This is a genomic window from Flaviramulus sp. BrNp1-15 (assembly GCF_022259695.1).
Classification (GTDB): domain Bacteria; phylum Bacteroidota; class Bacteroidia; order Flavobacteriales; family Flavobacteriaceae; genus BrNp1-15.
In genome coordinates this window covers 3,240,021-3,262,822 of sequence record NZ_CP092099.1, presented here as the reverse complement: position 1 = coordinate 3,262,822, position 22,802 = coordinate 3,240,021, and the positions used below count along the sequence as shown (strand labels likewise).

The window sequence follows — 22,802 nt, the reverse complement described above, 5'->3', positions numbered from 1 at the left end:
CAATGAAATTTGATGAGTTTATAAAATCGTTATCAAAAATAAAAAATATACAGCTTCCAGCCGAAGATTCTCATTTTAAAATGGTGCCTCCATTTCGTAGGGAACTTTTAAAACAGCAAGAAGAAGCTATTAAAGAGGCAAAACATGCTGGAGTATTAGCGTTGTTTTATCCTGATGTAAATCAAAAAACAAATTTTGTTTTAATATTAAGAAAAACATACAAGGGTGTGCATTCTGCCCAAGTAGGTTTTCCTGGAGGTAAACTAGAGGAAGAGGATGTTTCATTAGAATTTACAGCAATAAGAGAAACTTATGAAGAGGTTGGTGTGCCAACTCATCATATAAAAATTGTTAAAACATTATCTCAGGTATATATACCACCAAGTAATTTTTACGTACAACCTTTTATAGGGTTTACTAATAAAACACCACAATTTATTAAACAAGAAGAAGAGGTAGAAGATATTTTAGAAATTGCTTTAGATCATTTTTTAGATGAAGAAACGCTTATAACTAAAAAAGTATCAACATCTTATAGTGTTGAGGTTGAGGTGCCTGCATTTAATTTAAACGGACATATAGTTTGGGGTGCAACCGCTATGATGTTAAGCGAAATTAAAGACCTGTTAAAACAACTTGTGTAGTGCACAGATTTATTACATTTGTAGCATCTAACCAAATTTGAAGTGTGATTTATGGGATTGTTTAAAAAAAATCCATTCGGACATATATTATTTATTAAAAAATGGCTCATAAGAATATTGGGTGTCTTAACGCATAGGCGTTTTAGAGGCTTTAACGAATTGCAAATTGAGGGCTCTGAAATTATAAAAGACTTACCAGATACTAATGTGCTTTTTATCTCAAACCACCAAACCTATTTTGCTGATGTAGTATCTATGTTTCATGTATTCAATGCCAGTTTAAGCGGTAGAGTAGATTCTATTAAAAATGTTGGTTATCTATGGAATCCTAAACTTAATATTTACTATGTAGCAGCAAAAGAAACCATGAAAGCTGGTTTGTTACCAAAAATATTGGCTTATGTGGGATCTGTTAGTATAGAGAGAACATGGAGAGCAGAAGGGAAAGATGTGAATAGGCAAGTAAGAATGAGTGATATTTCTAATATAGGAAAAGCTCTTGATGATGGTTGGGTTATTACTTTTCCGCAAGGAACCACAACACCTTTTAAACCTATTAGAAAAGGAACAGCACATATTATTAAACGTTATAAACCCATTGTTGTACCTATTGTTATTGATGGTTTTCGTCGCTCTTTTGATAAAAAAGGCTTGCGTATAAAAAAGAAAAATATTCTTCAGTCTATGGAAATTAAAGCACCTTTAGAGATAGACTACGATAATGAAACTACAGAAGATATCGTAAAAAAAATAGAATACGCTATAGAACAACATCCTTCATTTTTAAAAGTAATTCCACAAGAAGAATTAGAAGTGTTAGAAGAATTAAACAAGCTGCGTAAGTGGTAATTTAATTTTGTTAAAAAAAATATTAGCAAGTTAAACACTAAAAGCATTACTTTTATATAGTAAATACATGATGTAAATATAATGAACCCTTCAGCATCTGGTTGGATTAAAAAATTGCTTAATAAGGTTGATAAAAATCATCCTTTTTTTAAGTATGAAGAAGAAGTTTTTTATGATGCATTAAGAAACTGTGGATTTATATACGGAAGTAACCTTAAAGTTCTTGAAGAAGTTGTAGAGAAGAAAGATTTAACAGAAGAAGAGCTTAGTAAAATAAACTTATGTCTTTCTTTTTTATATATACATTCTAAATCTGCATCAGAAATACCTTTTATAGATACCGTAATAAACTTTTATGAAAGTATTAATGAAACTCAAATATCTTTTCTAGACGAACTACTAGGAGGCGTAAAATCATCAGAGCATTTAGAAAAAATTTTTCATAAACGTATTCAAATAGATGATAATATCGTTACCAAAAGTTTTAATTACTTTATAATAAATGCGCTTTTATTTGTTGATGTTCTAGCCTACAAAAAATATTTAGAACAACATTCAATTTCTATAGATTACCTAAAAGCTATGGAAGGTTCAATAGCTTCCATCTCATTAGATGTTTTAAACTCTAAGGCAAAAAAAAATCAATATGACGAAAGTTTAATTAAGTTATTTGAATCTTCATTACGATATGATGAAGATATAAATATGGATTACAAAATAGCCATAAAACATATTAAAACTGATTTGGAAAAGTATTACATACTCGATTTGGCTTGTATGGCAACTTGGAGTGACCAGATGATTGATTTGAATGAACAAAAGTTTTTAAAAAAATTAGGGAAAGATTTAAAATTACGAGCAATTAGAATAGACCAATCTATTAAAGCGGTAAATCTCTTTTACACAACAAATAAGGATAATATTGCGCTCTTAAGTTCCAAAAATATTGTTCAGAGTTTTTACAATAACTCCAGTAAAATGGTTAATAAGCTTATTTCTAGAAACAGTAAACGTTTATATAATGAGTTAAAAGACAGTAAAGAGCTTATGATGCTACTTACTCAATCTACAGTACGAGAGTTGAGCAAAGCAGAACAGAAAAAAGTACAGGAACAATTATTGGATATTTTTAAGTCTATACCCAGTTTGGCAATATTTATGTTACCAGGTGGAGCTTTACTATTACCTTTAGTAGTTAAATTTATACCTAAATTATTACCTTCTTCGTTTGATGAAAATAGGATAGAAGAGTAGTTGTAAGCTATTTAAAAAGTTTTCAAAATTAATTAGATTACTCTAACCAGCTTTTAAAATCTTTTACACGTTCTCGGGCTACTATAACATCTTGATCGCTATACGACTTTAGTTTTATTTGTAAACGTGAATTGGTATAACTTACCATATCTTTTATAGCATTTATATTTACAAAAAACTTACGGTTTATACGGAAAAATGTATGCGGTTCTAGCTCGTCTTCTAAATGCTCCAGCGTGGTGTCTAAAAGATAATTTCTGCCTTCTGTGGTGTGTAAGTAAGTGCCTTTGTTTTCACTGTAAAAACATTCAATATCATCAATGTTTATAAGCTTTAAATGTTGACCTACTTTTACTGAAAAGCGTTTTTTGTACTCTCGGTCTATGGGGTTTACTAGTAACTTTTTTATGTCATCAAAATCTAAAGTTACAGCTTTTTGTGCTGGAGTTTGTTCTTTGTATTGATTTACAGCTTTTTGTAATTCGTCTTCATCTATTGGTTTTAGTAAATAATCTATACTATTTAGTTTAAAAGCTTGTAGTGCATACTCATCGTAAGCTGTGGTAAAAATAATAGCAGATTTTATTTTGATGGCTTCAAAAATCTCAAATGATAAACCATCACTTAACTGTATGTCTAGAAAAATTAAATCTGGATGCTCGTTATTTTGAAACCAATTTATAGATTCTTCAACTGAATGTAGCATGGTTTCTGTTTTTAAGCCTAGACTTTCTAGCATACGTTGTAAACGTCGTGCTGATGGTTTTTCGTCTTCTATTATTATGATGTTCATTTTTTATTTATTTTTTGTTTGCGTTAGGGATTGAAACGGCATCCTTTTTAAACATATTAGCAATTAATATTATTGGAACTAAAATTAAGCAGATTGCCACGTCACTTTGTTCCTCGCAATGACATTTAAAAAGATATAGTGTAAAGCGCGACGCTGTTTTTTCAGCGTAACGCCCTAAAAATTATCTTTATCCATTAATTCTCTTATTTTCCGATCTTCCCAATCTGATCCTGTTTTAAAAACTGTTATGGCATGAATAATTATGCTCACTAAAATGCCTCCCATAGGAAACCAAAACCATTTAAAATCCCAATAGGTTAAATAGTTTACGAGAATTAAAAACGGTATTAATATTACTGAAATTAAAATATGTATATATAGCGCTTTGAGCTCTGTAACTCTTTTTTTTGCTCGTAAATAACGGTCTTCTTCCTGTAAATTTTTCATGATGTTAAAATTTATCTTTATCCATGTATTCTTTAATCTTGCGCTCTTCCCATTTTTTTGAGAAAACAAAGCCTTTACCAAAAACGCCAATAGCATGAAATAAAATACCAATTCCCCAAAATAATGCTGTTGAATAGGCATTAAAATTAAATATTTGCCCAAAATCCCAGTCGTATGTTGCCACAACTATTAAAACTATGATGATATTAATGACTACATACCAAAATAAATGGTTATAAAAACCTTTTATTTCTTTTACTCTTTTTTGAGCACGTAGATAGCGCTCTTCTTCTTGAAATTGATTTTGCATGACTTAAGAGTTTAAAATTTACGGTTTTCTTTTTCCATGTACTCTCTAATTTTACGTTCTTCCCAATCTTGTCCATAGCCAAAGAGCGTAAAGGCATGAACTGCAAGCCCTAATCCCCAACCAAAAAGCGGAAACCAAAACCATTTAAAGTCCCAATGGGTTTTATAATTTATAAATATTAAAAATGGAATTACTACGCAATATGAAGCTAGGTTCCCGTAGAAACCTTTTAAATCGTCTACACGTTTTTTTGCTCTCATATATTTTTGACTGTCGTTACTTAAATAATCTGTTTTCATGATTTTAATTTCTTGTGTTAATAAAGGTAGTTTTACCTTAAAAACTTTGTTATTATTTTCTATTTCAACCTTGTTTTTAGTAATTAAACTATAACGTTGATTTATGTTTTTTAAACCTACTTTGGTGCTTTTCTCAAGTGATGATTTTGGGTTAATATTGTTTTCTACTACCAAGCATCCGTTTTTCTCATAAATGTTAATCTCTAGAGGATTATTGGATGTAATTACGTTATGCTTTACTGCGTTTTCAAGTAGTAATTGTAGAGATAATGGCACTATTTTTAATTCTGAATTTGATACGTTTTCTGGTATACTGAAATTTATACCGTCTTCAAATCTCATTTTGAGAAGCTCCATGTAGGATTTTGCAAATTTTAATTCTTCTTCTAACGGAATTAAATCTTTATCTTTTTGTTCTAGAACATACCTGTATACTTTTGATAGTTTGGTTGTGAATTTTTCTGCTTGATTTGGATTTTCACCAATTAAAGATGTTAAAACATTTAAACTATTAAATAGGAAATGAGGGTCTAACTGATTTTTTAAAGATTCAAATTTTGCTGTTTCGGTTTTTGCAACGATTTGAGATTCTTTTACTTTCCTTTCTTGCGATTTCTTGTAGAAATAAAATACATGAAAAGCAGCAACAACAGTAAGAGTTATCCATAAACTAAACTTATATCTACTAAAAGTTTCTTCTTTTAAAAATTCTGATAATGTTTCTCCTTCTAAATATATATCAACAAACATATTTAAGAAAAATAGACATCCAATAGTTATAACAACTGCCCCTGTAAATCCTATTAAAATTCTTTTTATGCCATCACCTTCTTTCCAGTTTCTTTTGTTTAAATACTCAAAAAAATACATGTTTGATAACCCAATAACAAAAGAATACAACTGGTAAACTCCAAAATTGACTAATAATTCATTAATGCTTTTATAACTAAAACCTCCTCTAGCTCCATTGTCCATTAAGAATATTACTATTCCTATAAAAAAAGTGATTAATATATTTTTAGTCAATTTATTCATTACAATTTTTATTTACAGGTTGCTAAAACTTGTTCTGCACGGTCTTTACCCCAATTTGGATGAAAAGGCGTTTCTGGTTTAAAGTTAGCAAAAAGTTCAATGGCGCGTTCTATATCTTTACAAAATGGTGTGGTATCCTGTCCGAAATAGCGAGCACCACCCATATCCCATTCAGCTTTACAAAATACTACTCTAGGATTTTCTGGTGCTATTTGAGTCGCTTTTGTATATAATTCTACTACTTTTCCAGACAAGGTCATACCATATGTAGCACCATCATAAGCTACCCAAGCCGTGTGTAATAATGCTTGAAGCACTAATATTTCTGGATTGTTTTTTGAAATTGCTGTGGCATCATTAATTAAGTCTTGTGCTTTTTTTAGCTGTGCGGTTAGTTTCTCCTCGTCTTTTTCACCAAAACTATGTACAATATTAACCTGAGCTGCATAATAAGGTGGCAGCCAATTATCTGGCTCTGCAGCGGCAATACGTTCAAATAAGTTTGATGCTTCGGTTGGGTTATTGCTTCCCCATAATTCAAAGGCTTTGTGCATACCTTTTTCATAATTAGTTTGTGCGTTAATAAACCCAGACACTAATACTGTTGCGATAATGATTAAATGTTTCATAATGTTCGTTATTTGATTTTTTTAATTATGAAACAAATATCTGGCACAAGTGTAATTTTTAAAAAACAGACTTACCGAATTGTTGTTTTTTTAAGATGAAATGTTAAACCTAATAAGGTTTAAAAGTTAAAAGGCAGTTTATAAAATTATAAACTGCCTTTCTTCACATTGATATAAAACCATTTTTAACCTAATCAACCAGATTGAAACTTGAAGAATATAGGTACAGCATACGCCACTTTTACAGGCTTACCACGCTGTTTTCCGGGTTTCATTTTCGGTAATAAACTTATAATACGTTCAGCTTCTTTTTCTAAAATTCTATCTGGACCTCTAGATCTAATACCTGTAGTAACACCTTTAGAGTCTATTACAAATACTACAGAAACTCGTCCTTGCATTCCCATATCTAAGGCTGTTTGTGGATAGGTAAAGTTTTTCTTTACATGATCTTGAATCTTTTGTTGAAAACAATCTTTAGTTTTGCTTTTACTTAACCCTTCACAACCTGGAAAAATAGGTACATCTTCAATAACTGCAAAAGCAACTTCTACATCTTCATCAACATCTTCAACCTCAATATCGCTTACATCTACAACTTCTACAATAGCATCTTCTTGTCCGGATTCGGTACTTTCAATAATAGTTTCTTCTACTTCTTCGACATCTTCAACAATTTGTATTGTTTCTTGAACCGCAACAGGAGGAGGTGGAGGTGGAGGTGTGTTAACATTAATTACAGGAATTTCTTCTTCAAATTCACTTTCTATATCTAATATTTCCAAGGCAAGATCGTCTTTTTCATATGTTTTATATTCTAAAACTCGCCAAGATAAGAGCAACATTAAATTGAGACCAATAGCAAAATATATATTGCTATTTCTGCCAATTTCTAATTCTGGATTCTTTTTAGCTTTCATGACATTTAAGATTTAATACCATAAAATTATTAGAATTATCAGTAATTAATTATGATAATTGTCATATTCTTAAAAAAATCAAAATATAGGTGTTTTTTAATATTGATTTATAAAAGAGAAGCCACCTTATAAGGCAGCTTCTCTTTCAAAATTTTGTGGAATTCAATTAAACTAATTCAATAATTATGAAATATTGATAGTTCTAGCTGGTTTTTTCTTCGCTTCTTCTTTTTTAGGAAGATGAACATGTAAAATACCTTCGTTATATTTTGCATTTATCTTACTATCATCAACACTTTCAGGTAAAGTAAATGTTCTTTTAAAAGAAGAATAACCAAATTCTCTTCGTGTGTAACCTTCGTCATTATCTTCATGCTCTTCTTTTAACTCTGCAGATATAGATAAAATAGTGTTCTCTAAATTAATGTTGAAATCAGTCTTTTTTAATCCTGGAACAGCCATTTCTACCACATATGCATCTGCTAATTCTTTAATATTTACTTTTGGTAATGAAATACCTGTGTTAAAATTTGAAGAAAAAAGCGATGGAAAATCACTAAAAGAAAAATCGTCAAACCAAGTTGATAATGATGGGAAGTTTGATACTGTATTTTTAGTTGCTAAACTTCCATTTTTCGGTAATGTTGCTAAATTGCTCATTGTTAAAAAATTTTAAGTTAAACATTTATTATATTTAAATACAGTCAATTATTAGCAAAAAGAATACCATCCCATACAAAACGAAAAAATGTCTTTTTCTTTAAAATTTTTTTAACAGATTTCTGACATTTTTTCATTTTCGAATGGCTTTTCGATATATAATTACTCTACAAATTATCCAATTGATTACTCTTTTTATCCTCGCTAATTGTCCAAAAGAAGCCTACAAAAAAGAACTGATCTGTAGCAGGTAATAAGGCACGTCGGTTAAAATTTCCATTTACATCAGGTGAATTAGCATATTGATAGCCATTAATATTTTTAAAACCTAAAACATTGTTTACCGAAGCATAAAGTATTTTTTGCGGACTTATTAAATACGCCCAGTTTAAACTTAAACTATTAAAAGCTTTTGTTTTTTGATTTAAAAAACCAGATTCATTAGGGTTTGTATAAGTTCTCCCTGAAGCAAAGCTGTAACTAATTCCAACTTGACTGCGCCAATCGTTAATCCAATATTTACCAACAACAGATAAGTTGTGTGTGTTTGCAAAATTAGGTTGTGCTTTAGTTGGGTAGTTTTTATAATCTCTTTTGGTGTCTAAAAGTGAGTAACTTACCCAATAATCAAAATTCTTGATGGTTTTACTATCTCTCCAAAATAAATCAATACCCTTCGCGAAACCAGAACCATTACTATTATAATTGCTATCAAAATCTGCGAATTCTGAATCGTATTTTACTAAGTTGTCATATTCTTTATAGTAAGCTTCTGCTCTAAAAATTTTTCTATCTGCATTGATTTGATAATTCAAGATATAATGTGATGTGTTTTGTGATTTTAAATCTTGATTAAATTTTAAAATATTACTGTTTGGGTTCTGGTAAAATTTCCCATATGCCAATGACAACTGACTTTTATCTGTTGTTTTATAAGCTAATGACAATCTTGGTGACAATGTAAAATCTTTAAACAATTCACTGTACTCGCCTCGTAATCCAGATTTAAATGCTAAATTTTTTGATATGAAAATATCGGCTTCTGCAAAAGCTGCAGCAATATTATCATTATAACCATACTTGGTGTTTTCAATGGTTTCATCGTCATAATTTTCGTCAAAATCGGTTGCAAAATATTCCGCACCAAAATAAAGTTTTAAACGGTTGCTAATTCGATTTTTAAATTTCAGTTTGGTATGAATGGAATTTTCTGTCCCTATAATATTGGAATCCATTATACCTAAATCATTTTTAGCGTGTGTATAACTAAATCCACTTTGCATAGACCAATTATCGTTTAAAATACCTTGGTATGAGCCATTAAAATATAAGTTACTATTGTTTAATTTAAAATGCACACCTTCTTCATAATTAATATCTTCTTGAGTAAGTTCAAAATTAGTAGCATCAAAAGCACCATAAAGTTTAATTAATCCAGAATTTGTTTTCTTTCTAAAAACGGTTTCACCAGAAACGGTTTCAAAAGGTTTTTTCCAATCATTTCTACCTTTAAAAATAGCATTGTAAGGTGCTAGATTAATATAAGAAGCATTTACACTAATAGAACTTTTACTCCATTTTTGAGTATTCCCTAACGTAGCTCCCAAACTCATAATACCAATATCGGTTTTCTCTTGGTCTGGTTCGTCAATAGTATTAAGCAACAAAACACTGGATAAAGCTTGTCCATACTCAGCAGAATACCCGCCAGTTGAAAAGGTAATGCCATCAAATAAAAATGGAGAATAGCGTCCACGAGTTGGGGCATTATTAGTTGTTGGTGAATACGGTGTAAATACTCGAATACCGTCAATAAAAATTTGAGTTTCTTCAGCATCACCACCTCTCACAAATAAACGTCCATCTTCTGCAACAGTCGTGGTTCCTGGTAAAGTTTGTAATGCGCCAACAAAATCGCCTAATGCACTGGCGGTTGTAACAACATCAAGTGGTTTTAAAACATTTACTTTACTGTTGTCTCCTGCTTGAAATGTGCCCGCCGAAAGTACTACAGCATCTAATGTATTAACATCCTCACGAAGTTTGATGGTAAGGTCTTTCATGTATGATACATCGCCTAGCATGGTAAACGTTTCATAAGATAAATATGAAACTATTAAGGTTACACTACCAGATTCTGACGTTGTAAATGAGAAAACACCGTTTTCATCTGTTGTGCTTCCATCATAAGTACCTTCTAAATAGATGTTTGCTCCTGTAATAGGCTCATTTTTGGTATTAAAAACTGTTCCATTTACAGTTGATTGTGCTTGTAATTGAATTGAAATTAATACAATAAGGATGGTTAATAAATTTTTCATTTGATTGATTTTTACTGTTCGTTTTTTTGATGATACAAAATTGAAACACAACCAACTATTTAGAAATTAATAATAACCGAATTGTAATTTTTATATGATGAATTGAATATATTTGATGAAAACTAAACTTGATGCTAACTAAAACCGAAAAAAAATTTTCTGTTATTTTCTTAATAATAGTTTTAGCAGAATTAATTTTTGCTAACACTAATAGCTTAACAATGCTGCACTATTTTACTAAGCCAGCAATTTTAATAGCGCTAATTGTTTTTTATTTATCACAATGCCAAAACTTGGAAACAAAAACAAAATGGCTAACTTTTTTGGCATTACTTTTCTCATTGCTAGGTGATATACTATTAATGTTCGACAATAAATCTGAAAACTTTTTTATTGGTGGATTAATTTCTTTTTTAACAGCTCATGTTATGTATATTTTAGTGTTCTTAAAGAAGAAAAAGCCAACAAAACACACAAGTGTTTTTGTTTTACTGTTATTAATCTATGCCTCAATAATGTTTTACTTTTTAAAAAATGGGCTAGGAGATTTATTAATTCCCGTTATTGTCTATATGGCAGTAATATTATCTATGATTTTAACTGCTTTTTTACGAAAAGAAAGCGTACCCAAAATAAGTTATTATTTAGTATTTGTAGGTGCTCTTTTTTTTGTGATTTCAGATAGTATTTTAGCATTAAACAAGTTTTATAAACCATTGCCATTTGAAGGTGTTAGTATTATGCTTACTTATGCTTTGGCACAATTATTTATAGTTTTGGGAATTAAAAAACAACAGCCTTAAAATAAAATATATAATAGTGTAACAATTTAATCTTTTAAACTACTTACTGAGTAACTAAACCATCAAATTGAATAAAGAACTAGAACATAGTTTTGTAGAATTGCTTGAAAAGCATCAAAATATTGTGCACAAAGTTTGTCGTTTGTACACCAATAATAGTGATGCGCATAATGATTTATTTCAGGAAATAACTATTCAGCTGTGGCGTGCCTATCCAAAATTTAGAGGAGATTCTAAGTTTAGTACTTGGATGTATCGTGTTGGGTTAAATACCGCTATTACACTTTACAGAAAATCTAAACGACGTGTTTCTACCCAAAATTTTGAAGGTGTTGAGTTTAAGATAAAAGCTGAAGATTATGATGATACCGAAGAGCAGCAATTAAAAGTTCTTTACAAAGCAGTACACCAACTAAACGATATAGAAAAGGCTCTTGTTTTTTTATACTTAGAAGATAAAGATTATAGAGAGATTAGTGAAACACTTGGTATAAGTGAAGTTAATGCACGAGTGAAAATGAATAGAATTAAAACAAAACTTAGAACCATTTTAAATCCGTAGAGCTATGGATGAATTAGATTTATTAAAAAAAGATTGGAAGAAGGAAAGTGATAACTTTCCTAAACTTACATACAACGAAATTTATAATATGATTTTGAAGAAATCATCATCTATTGTAAAATGGATATTTATTATAAGTTTATTAGAGCTTGTCTTTTGGTTAGCCATATCATTTTTACTAAAAGACACCGAAAGCATGAAACGTTTCGAACAATTTGATGCAGATGCGTTTTTTGTGCCATTAATGATTTTAGGATATATAATACTTGCCTATTTTTTCTATTTATTCTTTAAAAATTATAAAACAATTTCAGCAACAGATAATGCAAAAGTGTTAATGGAAAACATTCTTAAGACTCGAAGAACCGTTAAACAGTATGTTGCTTTTAATTTAATATATTTAGTAGTTTCAACAGTAGTAGTTCTGTTTTTAGAGTTTGACAGAGACCAGCAAGTCATAGGTCAAGTACAACAAGCAGCAGCAAACGGAGAAGCTTTTAAATTTTATGCTTCAATTATTATAGCTACATTTATTTTGTTAGCTGTGGCTGTTGGTGTGTTATTATTATTTTACTGGTTGGTTTATGGTATTTTGCTTAAACGCTTAAATAGAAATTATAAAGAACTTAAAAAGCTAGAAACTTAAAAATTTATTAACTTCAATAACATCACCAATTTGCATTTTATTTAAATGAATTGATGCAACTCTTACACGTACTAATCTTAAAGTTGGAAACCCAACCGCCGAAGTCATTTTACGTACTTGCCTAAACTTACCTTCATTTAAAGTTATAGATACCCAAGATGTTGGTCCGTGTCTGTCATCACGTATTTTTTTAGATCGTGTAGGTAAATCGGGTATCGATTCTAATTTAAAGGCTTTACAAGGTTTAGTTCTATATTTTTTACCATCAAAACCAATGTCAACACCGGTTTTTAATTGATTAATGGCTTCATCAGAAATGTCTCCATCAACTTGTGCATAGTACTCTTTTTCAACTTTTTTACTATTTACAAAATCACTCATCTTACCATCCGTAGTAAGCAATAATAAACCTTCCGATTTTTCATCTAATCTACCTATTGCCATAATTCCATCAGGAAAATCATATAAATCGCCTAAGAACTTTTTCGATTGTTGTTTACTTGCATTACTTGTAAACTGACTTAGAACCCCGTATGGTTTATAAATTATAAAATGACTATGTTTATTTTCAGACACTTTCAGTTAAAATTTTAAGTACAAGTTCCTTTGTGGGTTTGTGTCCATTCATTTTAGCTCTAACCATATCAAAATCAACTTTAAAGTCGCACCCCGATTTGTATGCGCTACATCCATAGGCGGTTTTGCCTTTTATAACGGTTCCTTTTTTACATTTAGGACATGTTAATTCATTGGTTTTCGCTTTCGCGGAATTGTGTTTGGGTTCTAATTTTAATTTGAAGTTTTCATCAAAACGAAGCAAACCTTCTATTGTACCAGCGTTTGTTTTAAAGCCTTTTAAATTTACGGTAGAACCTTTTTTTAGTAATCTTATAAATTGCTTTTCTGATATTTTTTTTCCACTGAAACTAAAAGGTAATACAAAATCACATCCCGATTTAAAAGTGCTACAACCATACGCTTTTTTTCCTTTTATTAGCTGCCCTGTTTTACATTTTGGGCAAACCTCAGAAAGAATTCCAGCTTGTTTTTTAATAGCAGCCTTTTTCTCCCTTTTCTTTATTACCATTTCCTGAGAGATGTTGGCCCGTTTGGTTTCACTGCGAACTTCGTAAACCAAAGCATCAACCATGCGTTTCATGTTTTTTATAAATGCGCTGGCACTAAACTCCCCTTTTTCTATGTCTTTTAATTGTTTTTCCCAAGAACCAGTTAATTCAGCAGATTTTAATAAATCATTTTGAATGGTATCAATTAACTGAATACCCGTGACTGTTGGTAAAACTTGCTTTTTATTACGTTTTATATATTTTCTTTTGAAAAGGGTTTCTATAATATTGGCTCGTGTTGAAGGTCTACCAATGCCATTTTCTTTCATTAAATCGCGTAGTTCTTCATCGTCAACTTGTTTGCCAGCAGTTTCCATAGCACGTAATAACGACGCTTCAGTAAACTGGTTGGGTGGTTTAGTTTCTTTTTCTAAAAACGATGGTTCATGTGGACCTTTTTCACCTTTTACAAATGTTGGTAAAATACCTGATTCTTTTTCTTTTTTGTCGGAGCTCTCAAAAACTACTCGCCAACCTTTTTCAAGAATTTCCTTTCCTGTAGTTTTAAACACAACTTTATCAGCATTACCATTAACAGTTGTATTTGCGACCGTACAATCATCATAAAATACCGCAATAAATCGCTTTACAATAATATCATAAACTTGTTGTTGGTTGTATTGTAAATTGGTTTGAATTCCTGTTGGAATGATAGCGTGGTGATCGGTTACTTTTTTATCGTTAAAAACTTTTGATGATTTTTTTATTTTCTTTCCTAAAAGTGGTTTCGTTAAATTAGCATAATTTGTTAATTTTTGTAGAATTCCAGGAACTTTAGGGTAAATGTCATTTGGTAAAAAAGTGGTGTCAACTCTAGGGTAAGTCACTACTTTTCGTTCGTATAAAGCTTGAACAATCTTCAACGTTTCATCTGCCGAAAATCCAAACTTGGTATTACAATACACCTGCAAACCTGTTAAATCGAATAATTTAGGAGCGTATTCTTTTCCTTTCTTTTTGGTAATGGATTCAATTTCAAAATCACTTTCTTTTACTTTATTAGCTAAAGCTTCACCATCTTCTTTTTTTAGAAAGCGACCATCTTCATAACTAAAAAGTGTGTCTCTATAAAGCGTTTGTAGTTCCCAGTAAGGTTGTGGTTTAAAGTTCTCTATTTCTTTAAATCGATTAACTACCATGGCTAAAGTTGGAGTTTGTACACGACCAACAGACAACACTTGCTTATAACCGCCGTGTTTTACAGTGTAAAGTCTAGTAGCATTCATGCCTAGTAACCAATCGCCAATGGCTCTAGAAAAACCTGCGTAATATAAATTGTCGTAATCTTTGGATGGTTTTAAATTTTCAAAACCTTCTTTTATAGCTTCAGTAGTTAATGATGAAATCCATAAACGTTTTACCTCACCTTTATAGTTGGCTTCATTCATAACCCAACGTTGTATAAGCTCTCCTTCTTGACCTGCATCACCGCAGTTTATAATCATTTCAGCTTTATCAAATAAGCTTTTTACAATTTTAAATTGCTTTTGTATCCCGGAATTTGATACCACTTTAGTTTCAAATTTTTCAGGCAACATGGGAAGATTATTCAAATCCCAACTTTTCCAATATGGTTTGTAGTCGTTAGGTTCTTTTAAAGTGCATAAATGCCCAAAAGTATAAGTTACAGCGTATCCATTACCTTCATAATAACCATCACGTTTTGTGTTTGCTCCTAAAACAGCAGCAATTTCGCGGGCAACACTTGGCTTTTCAGCAATACAAACTTTCATTAACTCACTTTAAAAATGTTTTGCAAAATAGGGATTTTGATGTGTTTTTTGAAAGCGATTTATCAGGAGTTATTAACTATTATAGATGTTTTAAAAGAGTACGTTATTTAAAAGCATAATGATAAAATTAGATGTACCTTTGCGCTTTAATAAGAAGGAGGTTGATTCATATTAGTGATTTATAATCTCAAACACCCATAAAGGGTCTTCATAAACACTATATATGTCATTTCAATCTCTAGGCTTATCTGAAGCCTTGCTAAAAGCAGTTAGCAAAAAAGGATACACAACACCATCACCTATACAGCAAAAAGCAATTCCTTCAATTTTAGAAGGAAAAGATGTTTTAGCATCTGCGCAAACTGGAACAGGAAAAACCGCAGGTTTCACATTGCCTCTTTTGCATTTGCTTTCTGAAAATCCTAAACAAAAATTTAGACCTATTCGTGCTTTAATTTTAACACCAACTCGTGAGTTAGCTGCACAAGTTTATGCGAATGTTAGAGAATACAGTGAGTTTTTAAATTTAAGAAGTGCTGTTATTTTTGGAGGTGTAAACCAAAAACCACAAGTTGCCACTATTAGACAAGGTGTAGATATTTTAGTAGCCACTCCTGGGCGCTTATTAGATTTACAAAACCAAGGACTATTATCGCTAAAACGAGTTGAAATACTGGTTTTAGATGAAGCTGATAGAATGCTAGATATGGGTTTTTTAAGAGATATTGAACGCATTATAAGCTCGATGCCAGAAAAGCGTCAGAACTTAATGTTTTCGGCTACGTTTTCAAAAGATATAAAAAAACTGGCGCATGGTATTTTAAATCATCCTATACAAGTTGAAGCCACTCCAGAAAACACAACTGTTGATGCCATTAACCAAAAAGTATATAGAGTTGCCAAAGGCTTAAAAACAAATTTAATCATTAAGTTAATCTCTGATGGTAACTGGAAGCAAGTTTTAGTGTTTACAAGAACAAAACATGGAGCAAACAAGCTTTGTGAAAAAATGGAAAAAGCAGGAATTAAAGCTGCTGCCATACACGGAAATAAAAGCCAAGGAGCTAGAACAAAAGCTTTGGCAGGTTTTAAAAGTGGAAGTGTGAGTGTTTTGGTGGCTACCGATATTGCTGCACGTGGATTAGACATTCCATTATTACCTCATGTTGTTAATTTTGAGTTACCTAATATTTCTGAAGATTATGTACATAGAATTGGTAGAACGGGTAGAGCCGGAGCCAGTGGTGAAGCTTTATCTTTGGTGAGTGCAGATGAAACCACCTATTTGCGTGATATTGAAAAGCTAATTGAAATGAAACTTCCTGTTGAAATTGTTGAAGGTTTTGAACCAGATCCTAACGCCTCAACAGTACCAATTAAACTAGGTCAAGGAAGACAAAATAGAAGTCCTCGAAACAAGTCTAATAATTCTGGGAATTCTAAGAGAAACTCCAATAGAAATAATAAATCGAGACGTCCAAAACGTAATAATGATAGACGTAATTAAAAAAGCATGCAAAAAATTTTAAAAGATAAAATTATTGAAGTTTGTAATAAAAAAATAGCCACAAAAGGTGAGCATGTTGGTGTTTCTTTTTATGCTTTTTTTGCGAATAAAAATGACAACCCTGAACTATTAATGGAATCAGCCAAATGGTGGATTATGACCCATAAGTTAGACCATTTTGAAAAAGCCGTTAAAATAAAAAATTTGGTAAATGGAATCTCAACCAAATAACCCGTTACATGGTATTAAACTGGAACAAATCGTTACAGATTTGGAAGCGCACTATGGTTGGGAATATTTAGGTGAGATGATAAATATTCGTTGTTTTACACATAATCCTTCTATAAAATCTAGTTTAAAGTTTTTACGCCGAACACCTTGGGCAAGAGCTAAAGTGGAGGCTATGTATTTAAATATGCTGAAGAATAAGCAGTAGTTTCTTGGAGATATGTTTTATAGACCTTGTTAGGTGAAGTTTTTTAGCCATTACCAATATTCAAAGATTCGAGATATTTTTCCGTCCCTAAATTCAAAAAGCGTCATTTCTGGTTCTTCATTTTTGATTTTACCATCTTTTTTTTCCACAAAACTTTTTTGCACAACGACAGCGTTCAGTCCTATAATTTTATTTAATATTTTAATATCCATGACTTTTCCATCATAACCTCCATTTTTTTGATTTCGGACATATCCATTATACAAATCCTCTCTTGTGTATATTCCGCCATATTTTGGATGAATGTATGTAAAGTCCTTCGTAAAAAGTTCAAAGGCCTTGTCGATATCTTCTATTGTCGAATTTGCTTGAAATATTTTAAGGTTTAAATCATAATATTTCTTAATAATTGTTTCCAATGAATCCTTATGGGCTTTTGTGGCGTCCTGAGCAATAATTTGATTTGCCACCGAAAGCATTAGGAAAAGGGAAACTAATATTTTCAGATTTGTTTTCATATTCGATTTCGGTCGTTTTAAATTTTAACTAAAGCTTGATATGAAATCGTTTTAATACTGAAACAAGTTCAGCACAAGTATTTTATATCTTATGCTAAACGAAGGTAGTTGAATTTTTTTACAAAGTCAAGTCGTTGTAATATAGTTTTTTAACCTTATTTTCTATAAGCAATAAGCATAGAAATTGCAGGAACTTTAACGGATTGGTTTATGGTTTTACCGTTTTCAAAATTAAAATCATCACCCATAATCGCAAGTTGCCAACTAACATCTAATGTATAGTCAAAAGGTTTAGTGTTTGCGTTGTAAACCACAAGAATTTCTTTCCATGAATCACCATTGGCATGGTTACTTATTTGGTAACTTACTAATTCGTTTTCAATAGTTTTAAATTCAAGATTATTTCTAACATCATTTGCTGAGGTCATTCTAAAGGCTGGATGCGCTTTACGTAATGCGATGAGGTTTTTATAATAATCAACCACGTTAGCATTTTTAATTTTCCAATTCCAATCTATTTGGTTAATGCTATCGGGTAAATTATATGAGTTATGTTCACCATTTTTGGTTCTCAACATTTCTGCGCCAGCATGCATAAAAGCCACACCTTGTGAAGTCATAACCACAGCATTGGCAAGTTTATTCATAGCTATAATGGTGGCTTCATCAGCATCTTTTCTAGATACTTTTAACTTGTCATATAAAGTATGATTATCATGACATGACACGTAAGACATAGATTGCCAAGGCTCATTTGCCCATGGGGCATTAGAATAATTAACAGCTTTGTAATTTATTTGTGGATGTTGAATAGCGCCAACAATTCCAAATTTAACAGATTCTTCTGTGTTTTTTGCGCCACTTACAAAACCTGTGCTGCTATCATCAAAAACAGAACCTTTAAGTCCATCTCTAATATCATCACTAAAAGCTGTAATTTGTGGCATTTTGGTAATATGTTGTTTTAAAGCGCGGTCTTCTACTGGTAATGGAGAATCGCCAGCTGTCCATCCTTCGCCATAAATAAAAATATTAGGATTAACTTTTTTAACGGCATCAGCCACCTCGTTCATTGTTGTGATATCATGTATACCCATTAAATCGAAACGAAAACCATCTAAATGGTATTCTTTAGCCCAATAAGTAACAGATTCTTTAATGAATTTACGCATCATTTCTTTTTCTGAAGCTGTTTCATTTCCACATGCCGAGGCATCAGATGGTTTACCATCTTCCCAAAAACGGTAATAATAATCGGGTGCTTCTAAATTAAAGTTTGAGTTTTTAGTTCTACCAGTATGATTGTAAACTACATCTAAAATAACACCTATGCCATTATCGTGAAAGGTTTTTACCATGGTTTTAAATTCTTTAATTCGTACGTCACCATTATTAGGGTTTGAAGAAAATGAACCCTCAGGAACATTATAATTTTGCGGATCGTAACCCCAATTAAATTGAGGTGTATCTAATTTAGTTTCATTAATAGAATAATGATCGTAAGTTGGTAGCAAGTGCACATGTGTAATCCCCATTTCTTTTAAATGATCTATTCCGGTAGCAATTCCGTTAGGACCTTTTATTCCTTCTTCAACCAAACCTAAATATTTCCCAGGCATACTAGAACCAGATTGAGGGTGAATGGTCATATCTCTAATATGCAATTCGTAAATAATGGCTTCGTTTGGGTATTTTAATTTTGGACCTTGGTCTTCGTTCCATTTATTTGGGTTTGTACTTTCCAAATCTACAACCATAGCTCTTTTTCCATTAACACCCACTGCTTGTGCATAAATACCAGGAGTTTCTTCAAGCCATTTATTATCAATCATTATTTGATAGGTATAATAAGTACCTGCTAAATCACCATCAAATTGTTTAGACCATATTTTGTTTGCAAAAGGACTTAATTCATGGGTTTCATAGGGTGTTCCATCAAAACCATTTTTGTAAAGGTTTAGTTTTACATTTTCTGCTGTTGGAGACCACAATTTAAATACTGTTGATGTTTTACTATACTCCAACCAAAGGTTCGTTTCTAAAGCAGTTTTAGTGTTGTTCATAACAGTTTCTTTAGTTTTTTCTAAACAAGAACTTAATAATATAAATAGGAATAATAGGCTGAATTTGAATTTCATTATAATTAATTTAGTGGATATTTAAGTCTTTTTTGGATAATGGTTTTGACTTTCTATTACTAGCATTAAAAATAGGTATTATCTTTAATAAAAATTAATATAAGTTATTATAAATTCATAATTTGGGAAACAAATTATTCACTATGAGACGCTTAATTTTTTCACTTTGTATTTCCTTTTCTATAATAAGCTGTAACTCACAAAACAACATTGAAATTATTCAAGATATTGAGTTTGCACGAACAAATGAAACAAAGTTATTATTAGATATTTATTTACCTAAGACGGTTAAAAATCCAAATTTAGTAGTTTGGGTTCATGGTGGTGCTTGGGTTGGAGGTGATAAAAAAGACCCGCCAATGGTTTTTGTAGAAAATGGATATGCATTGGCAAGTGTTAATTATAGATTAGCAACCAAAGCTCAATTTCCTGCACAAGCGCATGATATAAAAGCAGCAATCCGTTTTTTACGAGCAAAAGCTTCAACCTATGGTTATAATGCTGATAAAATTGTTCTTGCAGGTTCATCGGCTGGAGGACATTTAGTGGCTTTAATTGGAACTACAAACAATCACACAGTGTTAGAAGGAACCGTTGGAGAGTATTTAAATGAATCATCATCGGTTCAAGGTATTCTTGATTTTTATGGACCTACAAATTTTATGACTATTCTTCATCAATCAACGCCACACGGTATGAATGTTCGTGTGCCTGCATTAAAGAAATTATTAGGGGATTTACCCGAGAATAAACCCGAATTAGCAAAATTAGCAAGCCCTGTTTTTCATGTTGATAAAAGTGATCCACCATTGTTAATTATGCATGGAAATAAAGATCCGCAAGTGCCTATTAACCAATCGCACGAACTTGAAAATGAATATAAAAAAATGAATTTAGATGTACATTTTAAAGTAATTTATGAAGGGGCACATGGTGGACCAGAATTTGAAACTCAAGAAAATTATGATTTGGTTTTTAAGTTTTTAGATAACATTTTTAAAAAGTAATTAATGAAGAAATTAAAATTCCCAACAGCTCAAACAATATTACTTATAATTGCTGCTATGGTGGCATTACTAACTTGGGTTATTCCTTCAGGGAAGTTTGATACATTAGCATATAGTAAAGACACAAATAGTTTCACGATAAATAGCCAAGGTAAAACAACAACTATTGAAGCTACTCAAGCATCGTTAGATAATCTTCAAATAAAAATTCCTTTAGAAAAATTTACCAATGGCGATATTTGGAAACCTATTGGAATTCCTAATACTTACAAAAAAGTAGAAGCAAATCCACAAGGGATGAGAGCATTTATAATGTCTCCAGTAAAAGGAATTATTGAAGCAGCCGATATTATTATTTTAGTTTTATTTATAGGTGGACTTATTGGCATTGTAAATAATACAGGTGCTTTTGAAGGCGGTATTTCTTGGCTTTCAAAAGCTTTAGAAGGAAAAGAATTTCTACTCATAATTATAGTTACATTTTTAGTTGCTATTGGAGGAACAACTTTTGGACTTGCTGAAGAAACCATTGCATTTTTTCCTATTTTGATTCCTGTGTTTATTGCTGCAAAATATGATGCTTTAGTAGGTTTAGCATGTATTTTCATTGGTTCTGCTATTGGAACAATGGCTTCAACTATCAATCCGTTTAGTACTATTATTGCATCAGATGCTGCGGGTATTAATTGGACAACTGGTCTATACGGAAGATTGATAATGTTTTTTCTTTCAACTTCTATTTGTATAATTTATATACTCAGGTATGCTCAAAAAGTTAAGAGTGACCCGTCTAAATCTATAATTTTTGATCAAAAAGAAGAGATAGAAAGTTTGTTTTCCATGTTAAAAACCGATTCTGCTAAAAAACTAACAACTAAATTAAAGCTAGTGTTGTTTGTGTTTACACTATGCTTTATAGTAATGATTTATGGGGTATCTATGTTAGATTGGTGGTTTATTGAAATGACAAGTACATTTTTAGTTGGTGCTATATTAATAGGAATAATTGTAGAAATGAATGAAACAAAATTTGTTGATCAATTTGTGAAAGGAGCAACAGATTTATTAGGTGTAGCCTTTATCATTGGTATTGCAAGAGGTGTTACCATTTTAATGAACGATGGTTTAATTAGCGACACCTTATTGTATTATTCAAGCGATTTAACTAATGGTATGAACAAAGGTTTATTTGCTAATATGATGACATTTATTTATTCATGCTTATCGTTTTTTATTCCATCTTCTTCAGGAATGGCAGTGTTAACAATGCCAATTATGTCACCACTTGCAGATGGCGTTGGTGTTGGTAGAGAAATAGTTGTTAATGCTTATCAATACGGTATGGGATTATTCTATTTTATAAACCCTACAGGATTAATTTTAGCATCGTTAGCTATAGTAAAAGTTGGGTTTGATAAGTGGTTAAAATTTGTAATACCGTTGGTAGTAATATTGATAGTTGTTACTATGTTATTTATGACAACTTCAGTATATATTTAAGAATTTAATTGTCTTAATCCTTCGTATACAAGAATACTAACAGCGTTAGCAAGGTTTAAACTTCTAACATGCTCACTATATAATGGGATTTTATATAAGTTTTTAGAGTGTTTTTCTAACAGATGTTTTGGTAAGCCTATAGATTCTTTTCCAAATACTAGGAATAGATTATCCTCAAAAGGAATATCCCAATGATTTTTTTTGCCATGGCTTGATAAAAACACCATTTTTCCATTTAAATTCTTACTAAAAAATTCTTCGACATTTTCGTAGTATGTAACCGGTAGGTGTTGCCAATAATCTAAACCAGCACGTTTTAAACGGGTGTCATCAATTTCAAAACCAAACGGCTTCACAAGATGAAGGTTTGCTCCCGAAGCTAAGGCTAAACGACCAATATTACCTGTGTTATTAGGAATTTCAGGTTCTATTAAAACTATATTAAGAGGCATTTTTTTTAATTTTTGATGCTATTAACCAAATTAATAATACCCAAGGAAAACCATGTAATAACACATCAAACCAATCCATTAATTGCATGCCTTTTGCTCCGCCTAATATCCATTTTATTTTCCCCCAAATGTGTGGTTCTGGAAAAAAAGGAGCTAAACCTAAGGTAAGACAAAGCAAAATAGCAACTTTAATATCTTTTAAAAATTTCAAT

Annotated in this window: 25 protein-coding genes; 11 read left to right on the top strand and 14 right to left on the bottom strand. The window is 31.2% G+C overall.

Annotation, left to right across the window (positions count from 1 at the left end):
- Window positions 1–2: 2 nt before the first annotated feature.
- From MBM09_RS14465 to MBM09_RS14455, 3 genes are all read left to right on the top strand, one after another.
- A complete protein-coding gene (locus MBM09_RS14465) occupies window positions 3–644 on the top strand; it encodes a CoA pyrophosphatase (protein WP_238674428.1) in 642 nt (213 codons plus the stop codon).
- Window positions 645–695: 51 nt separating this feature from the next.
- Window positions 696–1,493 (top strand): 1-acyl-sn-glycerol-3-phosphate acyltransferase, encoded by a 798-nt coding sequence (locus tag MBM09_RS14460; protein WP_238674427.1) that lies wholly within the window; start codon window positions 696–698, stop codon window positions 1,491–1,493.
- 81 nt (window positions 1,494–1,574) lie between these two features.
- Entirely contained in the window at window positions 1,575–2,747 is a 1,173-nt protein-coding gene (locus MBM09_RS14455; RefSeq protein ID WP_238674426.1) for an LETM1-related biofilm-associated protein, read from the top strand.
- Window positions 2,748–2,784: 37 nt separating this feature from the next.
- On the opposite strand, the gene MBM09_RS14450 is transcribed toward MBM09_RS14455, so the two are convergent.
- The 8 genes from MBM09_RS14450 to MBM09_RS14415 all read right to left on the bottom strand — a co-directional run bounded on the left by MBM09_RS14450 (window position 2,785) and on the right by MBM09_RS14415 (window position 10,161).
- Window positions 2,785–3,540: a LytTR family DNA-binding domain-containing protein gene (locus MBM09_RS14450; protein ID WP_238674425.1), complete on the bottom strand. Its 756-nt coding sequence runs from the start codon at window positions 3,538–3,540 to the stop codon at window positions 2,785–2,787.
- Between the two features lie 174 nt (window positions 3,541–3,714).
- Window positions 3,715–3,987, bottom strand: coding sequence for a 2TM domain-containing protein (locus tag MBM09_RS14445; RefSeq protein ID WP_238674424.1), 273 nt, complete (start codon window positions 3,985–3,987; stop codon window positions 3,715–3,717).
- Window positions 3,988–3,991: 4 nt separating this feature from the next.
- On the bottom strand, window positions 3,992–4,297 hold the full coding sequence (locus MBM09_RS14440) for a 2TM domain-containing protein (protein ID WP_238674423.1): 306 nt from the start codon (window positions 4,295–4,297) through the stop codon (window positions 3,992–3,994).
- Window positions 4,298–4,308: 11 nt separating this feature from the next.
- Window positions 4,309–5,631 (bottom strand): 2TM domain-containing protein, encoded by a 1,323-nt coding sequence (locus MBM09_RS14435; RefSeq protein WP_238674422.1) that lies wholly within the window; start codon window positions 5,629–5,631, stop codon window positions 4,309–4,311.
- 8 nt (window positions 5,632–5,639) lie between these two features.
- A complete protein-coding gene (locus MBM09_RS14430; protein WP_238674421.1) occupies window positions 5,640–6,260 on the bottom strand; it encodes a M48 family metallopeptidase in 621 nt (206 codons plus the stop codon).
- A gap of 194 nt (window positions 6,261–6,454) precedes the next feature.
- Complete coding sequence (locus tag MBM09_RS14425) at window positions 6,455–7,180, bottom strand: energy transducer TonB (RefSeq protein WP_238674420.1); 726 nt, start codon at window positions 7,178–7,180, stop codon at window positions 6,455–6,457.
- A gap of 183 nt (window positions 7,181–7,363) precedes the next feature.
- Window positions 7,364–7,840 carry an Hsp20/alpha crystallin family protein gene (locus tag MBM09_RS14420; RefSeq protein ID WP_238674419.1) on the bottom strand — a complete coding sequence of 159 codons (477 nt, stop codon included), beginning with the start codon at window positions 7,838–7,840 and terminating at the stop codon, window positions 7,364–7,366.
- Window positions 7,841–8,007: 167 nt separating this feature from the next.
- The gene (locus tag MBM09_RS14415; protein ID WP_238674418.1) at window positions 8,008–10,161 is read right to left on the bottom strand and encodes a TonB-dependent receptor; all 2,154 of its coding nucleotides are present in this window, start codon (window positions 10,159–10,161) and stop codon (window positions 8,008–8,010) included.
- 131 nt (window positions 10,162–10,292) lie between these two features.
- Between MBM09_RS14415 and MBM09_RS14410 the strand changes: the two genes are divergently transcribed.
- The 3 genes from MBM09_RS14410 (at window position 10,293) to MBM09_RS14400 (ending at window position 12,172) form a co-directional block, all read left to right on the top strand.
- Window positions 10,293–10,964, top strand: coding sequence for a lysoplasmalogenase (locus tag MBM09_RS14410; protein ID WP_370569695.1), 672 nt, complete (start codon window positions 10,293–10,295; stop codon window positions 10,962–10,964).
- Window positions 10,965–11,031: 67 nt separating this feature from the next.
- Entirely contained in the window at window positions 11,032–11,526 is a 495-nt protein-coding gene (locus tag MBM09_RS14405; RefSeq protein WP_238674417.1) for an RNA polymerase sigma factor, read from the top strand.
- Window positions 11,527–11,530: 4 nt separating this feature from the next.
- Entirely contained in the window at window positions 11,531–12,172 is a 642-nt protein-coding gene (locus MBM09_RS14400) for a hypothetical protein (protein ID WP_238674416.1), read from the top strand.
- Here the strand turns inward: MBM09_RS14400 and MBM09_RS14395 are convergent.
- Entirely contained in the window at window positions 12,161–12,748 is a 588-nt protein-coding gene (locus tag MBM09_RS14395) for a pseudouridine synthase (protein ID WP_370569694.1), read from the bottom strand. The genes MBM09_RS14400 and MBM09_RS14395 overlap by 12 nt on opposite strands.
- The gene (locus MBM09_RS14390) at window positions 12,741–15,032 is read right to left on the bottom strand and encodes a type IA DNA topoisomerase (protein ID WP_238674415.1); all 2,292 of its coding nucleotides are present in this window, start codon (window positions 15,030–15,032) and stop codon (window positions 12,741–12,743) included. The genes MBM09_RS14395 and MBM09_RS14390 overlap by 8 nt, the downstream gene beginning before the upstream one ends.
- A 223-nt stretch (window positions 15,033–15,255) precedes the next feature.
- Here MBM09_RS14390 and MBM09_RS14385 point away from each other — a divergent pair, with 223 nt between their 5' ends.
- The 3 genes from MBM09_RS14385 to MBM09_RS14375 are packed head-to-tail and all read left to right on the top strand — an operon-like array spanning window position 15,256 to window position 16,975.
- Window positions 15,256–16,539, top strand: coding sequence for a DEAD/DEAH box helicase (locus MBM09_RS14385; RefSeq protein ID WP_238674414.1), 1,284 nt, complete (start codon window positions 15,256–15,258; stop codon window positions 16,537–16,539).
- 6 nt (window positions 16,540–16,545) lie between these two features.
- Window positions 16,546–16,770: a DUF6500 family protein gene (locus MBM09_RS14380; RefSeq protein WP_238674413.1), complete on the top strand. Its 225-nt coding sequence runs from the start codon at window positions 16,546–16,548 to the stop codon at window positions 16,768–16,770.
- Entirely contained in the window at window positions 16,751–16,975 is a 225-nt protein-coding gene (locus MBM09_RS14375; protein WP_238674412.1) for a VF530 family DNA-binding protein, read from the top strand. Before MBM09_RS14380 ends, MBM09_RS14375 begins: the two co-directional genes overlap by 20 nt.
- A gap of 50 nt (window positions 16,976–17,025) precedes the next feature.
- Here the strand turns inward: MBM09_RS14375 and MBM09_RS14370 are convergent, their stop codons facing one another.
- Both MBM09_RS14370 and pulA read right to left on the bottom strand, forming a co-directional pair.
- A complete protein-coding gene (locus MBM09_RS14370; RefSeq protein WP_238674411.1) occupies window positions 17,026–17,493 on the bottom strand; it encodes a nuclear transport factor 2 family protein in 468 nt (155 codons plus the stop codon).
- A 155-nt stretch (window positions 17,494–17,648) separates the two neighbouring features.
- Window positions 17,649–19,631 carry a type I pullulanase gene (gene pulA / locus MBM09_RS14365; RefSeq protein WP_238674410.1) on the bottom strand — a complete coding sequence of 661 codons (1,983 nt, stop codon included), beginning with the start codon at window positions 19,629–19,631 and terminating at the stop codon, window positions 17,649–17,651.
- A 143-nt stretch (window positions 19,632–19,774) separates the two neighbouring features.
- Here pulA and MBM09_RS14360 point away from each other — a divergent pair, with 143 nt between their 5' ends.
- Together MBM09_RS14360 and MBM09_RS14355 are read left to right on the top strand one after the other, a co-directional pair.
- Window positions 19,775–20,638 (top strand): alpha/beta hydrolase, encoded by an 864-nt coding sequence (locus MBM09_RS14360; RefSeq protein ID WP_238674409.1) that lies wholly within the window; start codon window positions 19,775–19,777, stop codon window positions 20,636–20,638.
- Between the two features lie 3 nt (window positions 20,639–20,641).
- On the top strand, window positions 20,642–22,138 hold the full coding sequence (locus tag MBM09_RS14355) for a YfcC family protein (protein WP_238674408.1): 1,497 nt from the start codon (window positions 20,642–20,644) through the stop codon (window positions 22,136–22,138).
- On the opposite strand, the gene MBM09_RS14350 is transcribed toward MBM09_RS14355, so the two are convergent.
- Entirely contained in the window at window positions 22,135–22,590 is a 456-nt protein-coding gene (locus MBM09_RS14350; protein WP_238674407.1) for a tRNA (cytidine(34)-2'-O)-methyltransferase, read from the bottom strand. The two genes, MBM09_RS14355 and MBM09_RS14350, sit on opposite strands and share 4 nt — an antisense overlap.
- A complete protein-coding gene (locus MBM09_RS14345) occupies window positions 22,580–22,801 on the bottom strand; it encodes a hypothetical protein (protein ID WP_238674406.1) in 222 nt (73 codons plus the stop codon). Before MBM09_RS14345 ends, MBM09_RS14350 begins: the two co-directional genes overlap by 11 nt.
- Window position 22,802: the final 1 nt, after the last annotated feature.

Coding starts and splice junctions, on each gene's coding strand:
- MBM09_RS14460 (WP_238674427.1), top strand. CDS start 696: ATGGGATTGTTTAAAAAAAATCCATTCGGACATATATTATTTATTAAA.
- MBM09_RS14410 (WP_370569695.1), top strand. CDS start 10,293: ATGCTAACTAAAACCGAAAAAAAATTTTCTGTTATTTTCTTAATAATA.
- MBM09_RS14350 (WP_238674407.1), bottom strand. CDS start 22,590: ATGCCTCTTAATATAGTTTTAATAGAACCTGAAATTCCTAATAACACA.
- MBM09_RS14465 (WP_238674428.1), top strand. CDS start 3: ATGAAATTTGATGAGTTTATAAAATCGTTATCAAAAATAAAAAATATA.
- MBM09_RS14370 (WP_238674411.1), bottom strand. CDS start 17,493: ATGAAAACAAATCTGAAAATATTAGTTTCCCTTTTCCTAATGCTTTCG.
- MBM09_RS14445 (WP_238674424.1), bottom strand. CDS start 3,987: ATGAAAAATTTACAGGAAGAAGACCGTTATTTACGAGCAAAAAAAAGA.
- MBM09_RS14440 (WP_238674423.1), bottom strand. CDS start 4,297: ATGCAAAATCAATTTCAAGAAGAAGAGCGCTATCTACGTGCTCAAAAA.
- MBM09_RS14355 (WP_238674408.1), top strand. CDS start 20,642: ATGAAGAAATTAAAATTCCCAACAGCTCAAACAATATTACTTATAATT.
- MBM09_RS14400 (WP_238674416.1), top strand. CDS start 11,531: ATGGATGAATTAGATTTATTAAAAAAAGATTGGAAGAAGGAAAGTGAT.
- MBM09_RS14360 (WP_238674409.1), top strand. CDS start 19,775: ATGAGACGCTTAATTTTTTCACTTTGTATTTCCTTTTCTATAATAAGC.
- MBM09_RS14430 (WP_238674421.1), bottom strand. CDS start 6,260: ATGAAACATTTAATCATTATCGCAACAGTATTAGTGTCTGGGTTTATT.
- MBM09_RS14380 (WP_238674413.1), top strand. CDS start 16,546: ATGCAAAAAATTTTAAAAGATAAAATTATTGAAGTTTGTAATAAAAAA.
- MBM09_RS14425 (WP_238674420.1), bottom strand. CDS start 7,180: ATGAAAGCTAAAAAGAATCCAGAATTAGAAATTGGCAGAAATAGCAAT.
- MBM09_RS14375 (WP_238674412.1), top strand. CDS start 16,751: ATGGAATCTCAACCAAATAACCCGTTACATGGTATTAAACTGGAACAA.
- MBM09_RS14450 (WP_238674425.1), bottom strand. CDS start 3,540: ATGAACATCATAATAATAGAAGACGAAAAACCATCAGCACGACGTTTA.
- MBM09_RS14420 (WP_238674419.1), bottom strand. CDS start 7,840: ATGAGCAATTTAGCAACATTACCGAAAAATGGAAGTTTAGCAACTAAA.
- MBM09_RS14390 (WP_238674415.1), bottom strand. CDS start 15,032: ATGAAAGTTTGTATTGCTGAAAAGCCAAGTGTTGCCCGCGAAATTGCT.
- pulA (WP_238674410.1), bottom strand. CDS start 19,631: ATGAAATTCAAATTCAGCCTATTATTCCTATTTATATTATTAAGTTCT.
- MBM09_RS14435 (WP_238674422.1), bottom strand. CDS start 5,631: ATGAATAAATTGACTAAAAATATATTAATCACTTTTTTTATAGGAATA.
- MBM09_RS14385 (WP_238674414.1), top strand. CDS start 15,256: ATGTCATTTCAATCTCTAGGCTTATCTGAAGCCTTGCTAAAAGCAGTT.
- MBM09_RS14415 (WP_238674418.1), bottom strand. CDS start 10,161: ATGAAAAATTTATTAACCATCCTTATTGTATTAATTTCAATTCAATTA.
- MBM09_RS14455 (WP_238674426.1), top strand. CDS start 1,575: ATGAACCCTTCAGCATCTGGTTGGATTAAAAAATTGCTTAATAAGGTT.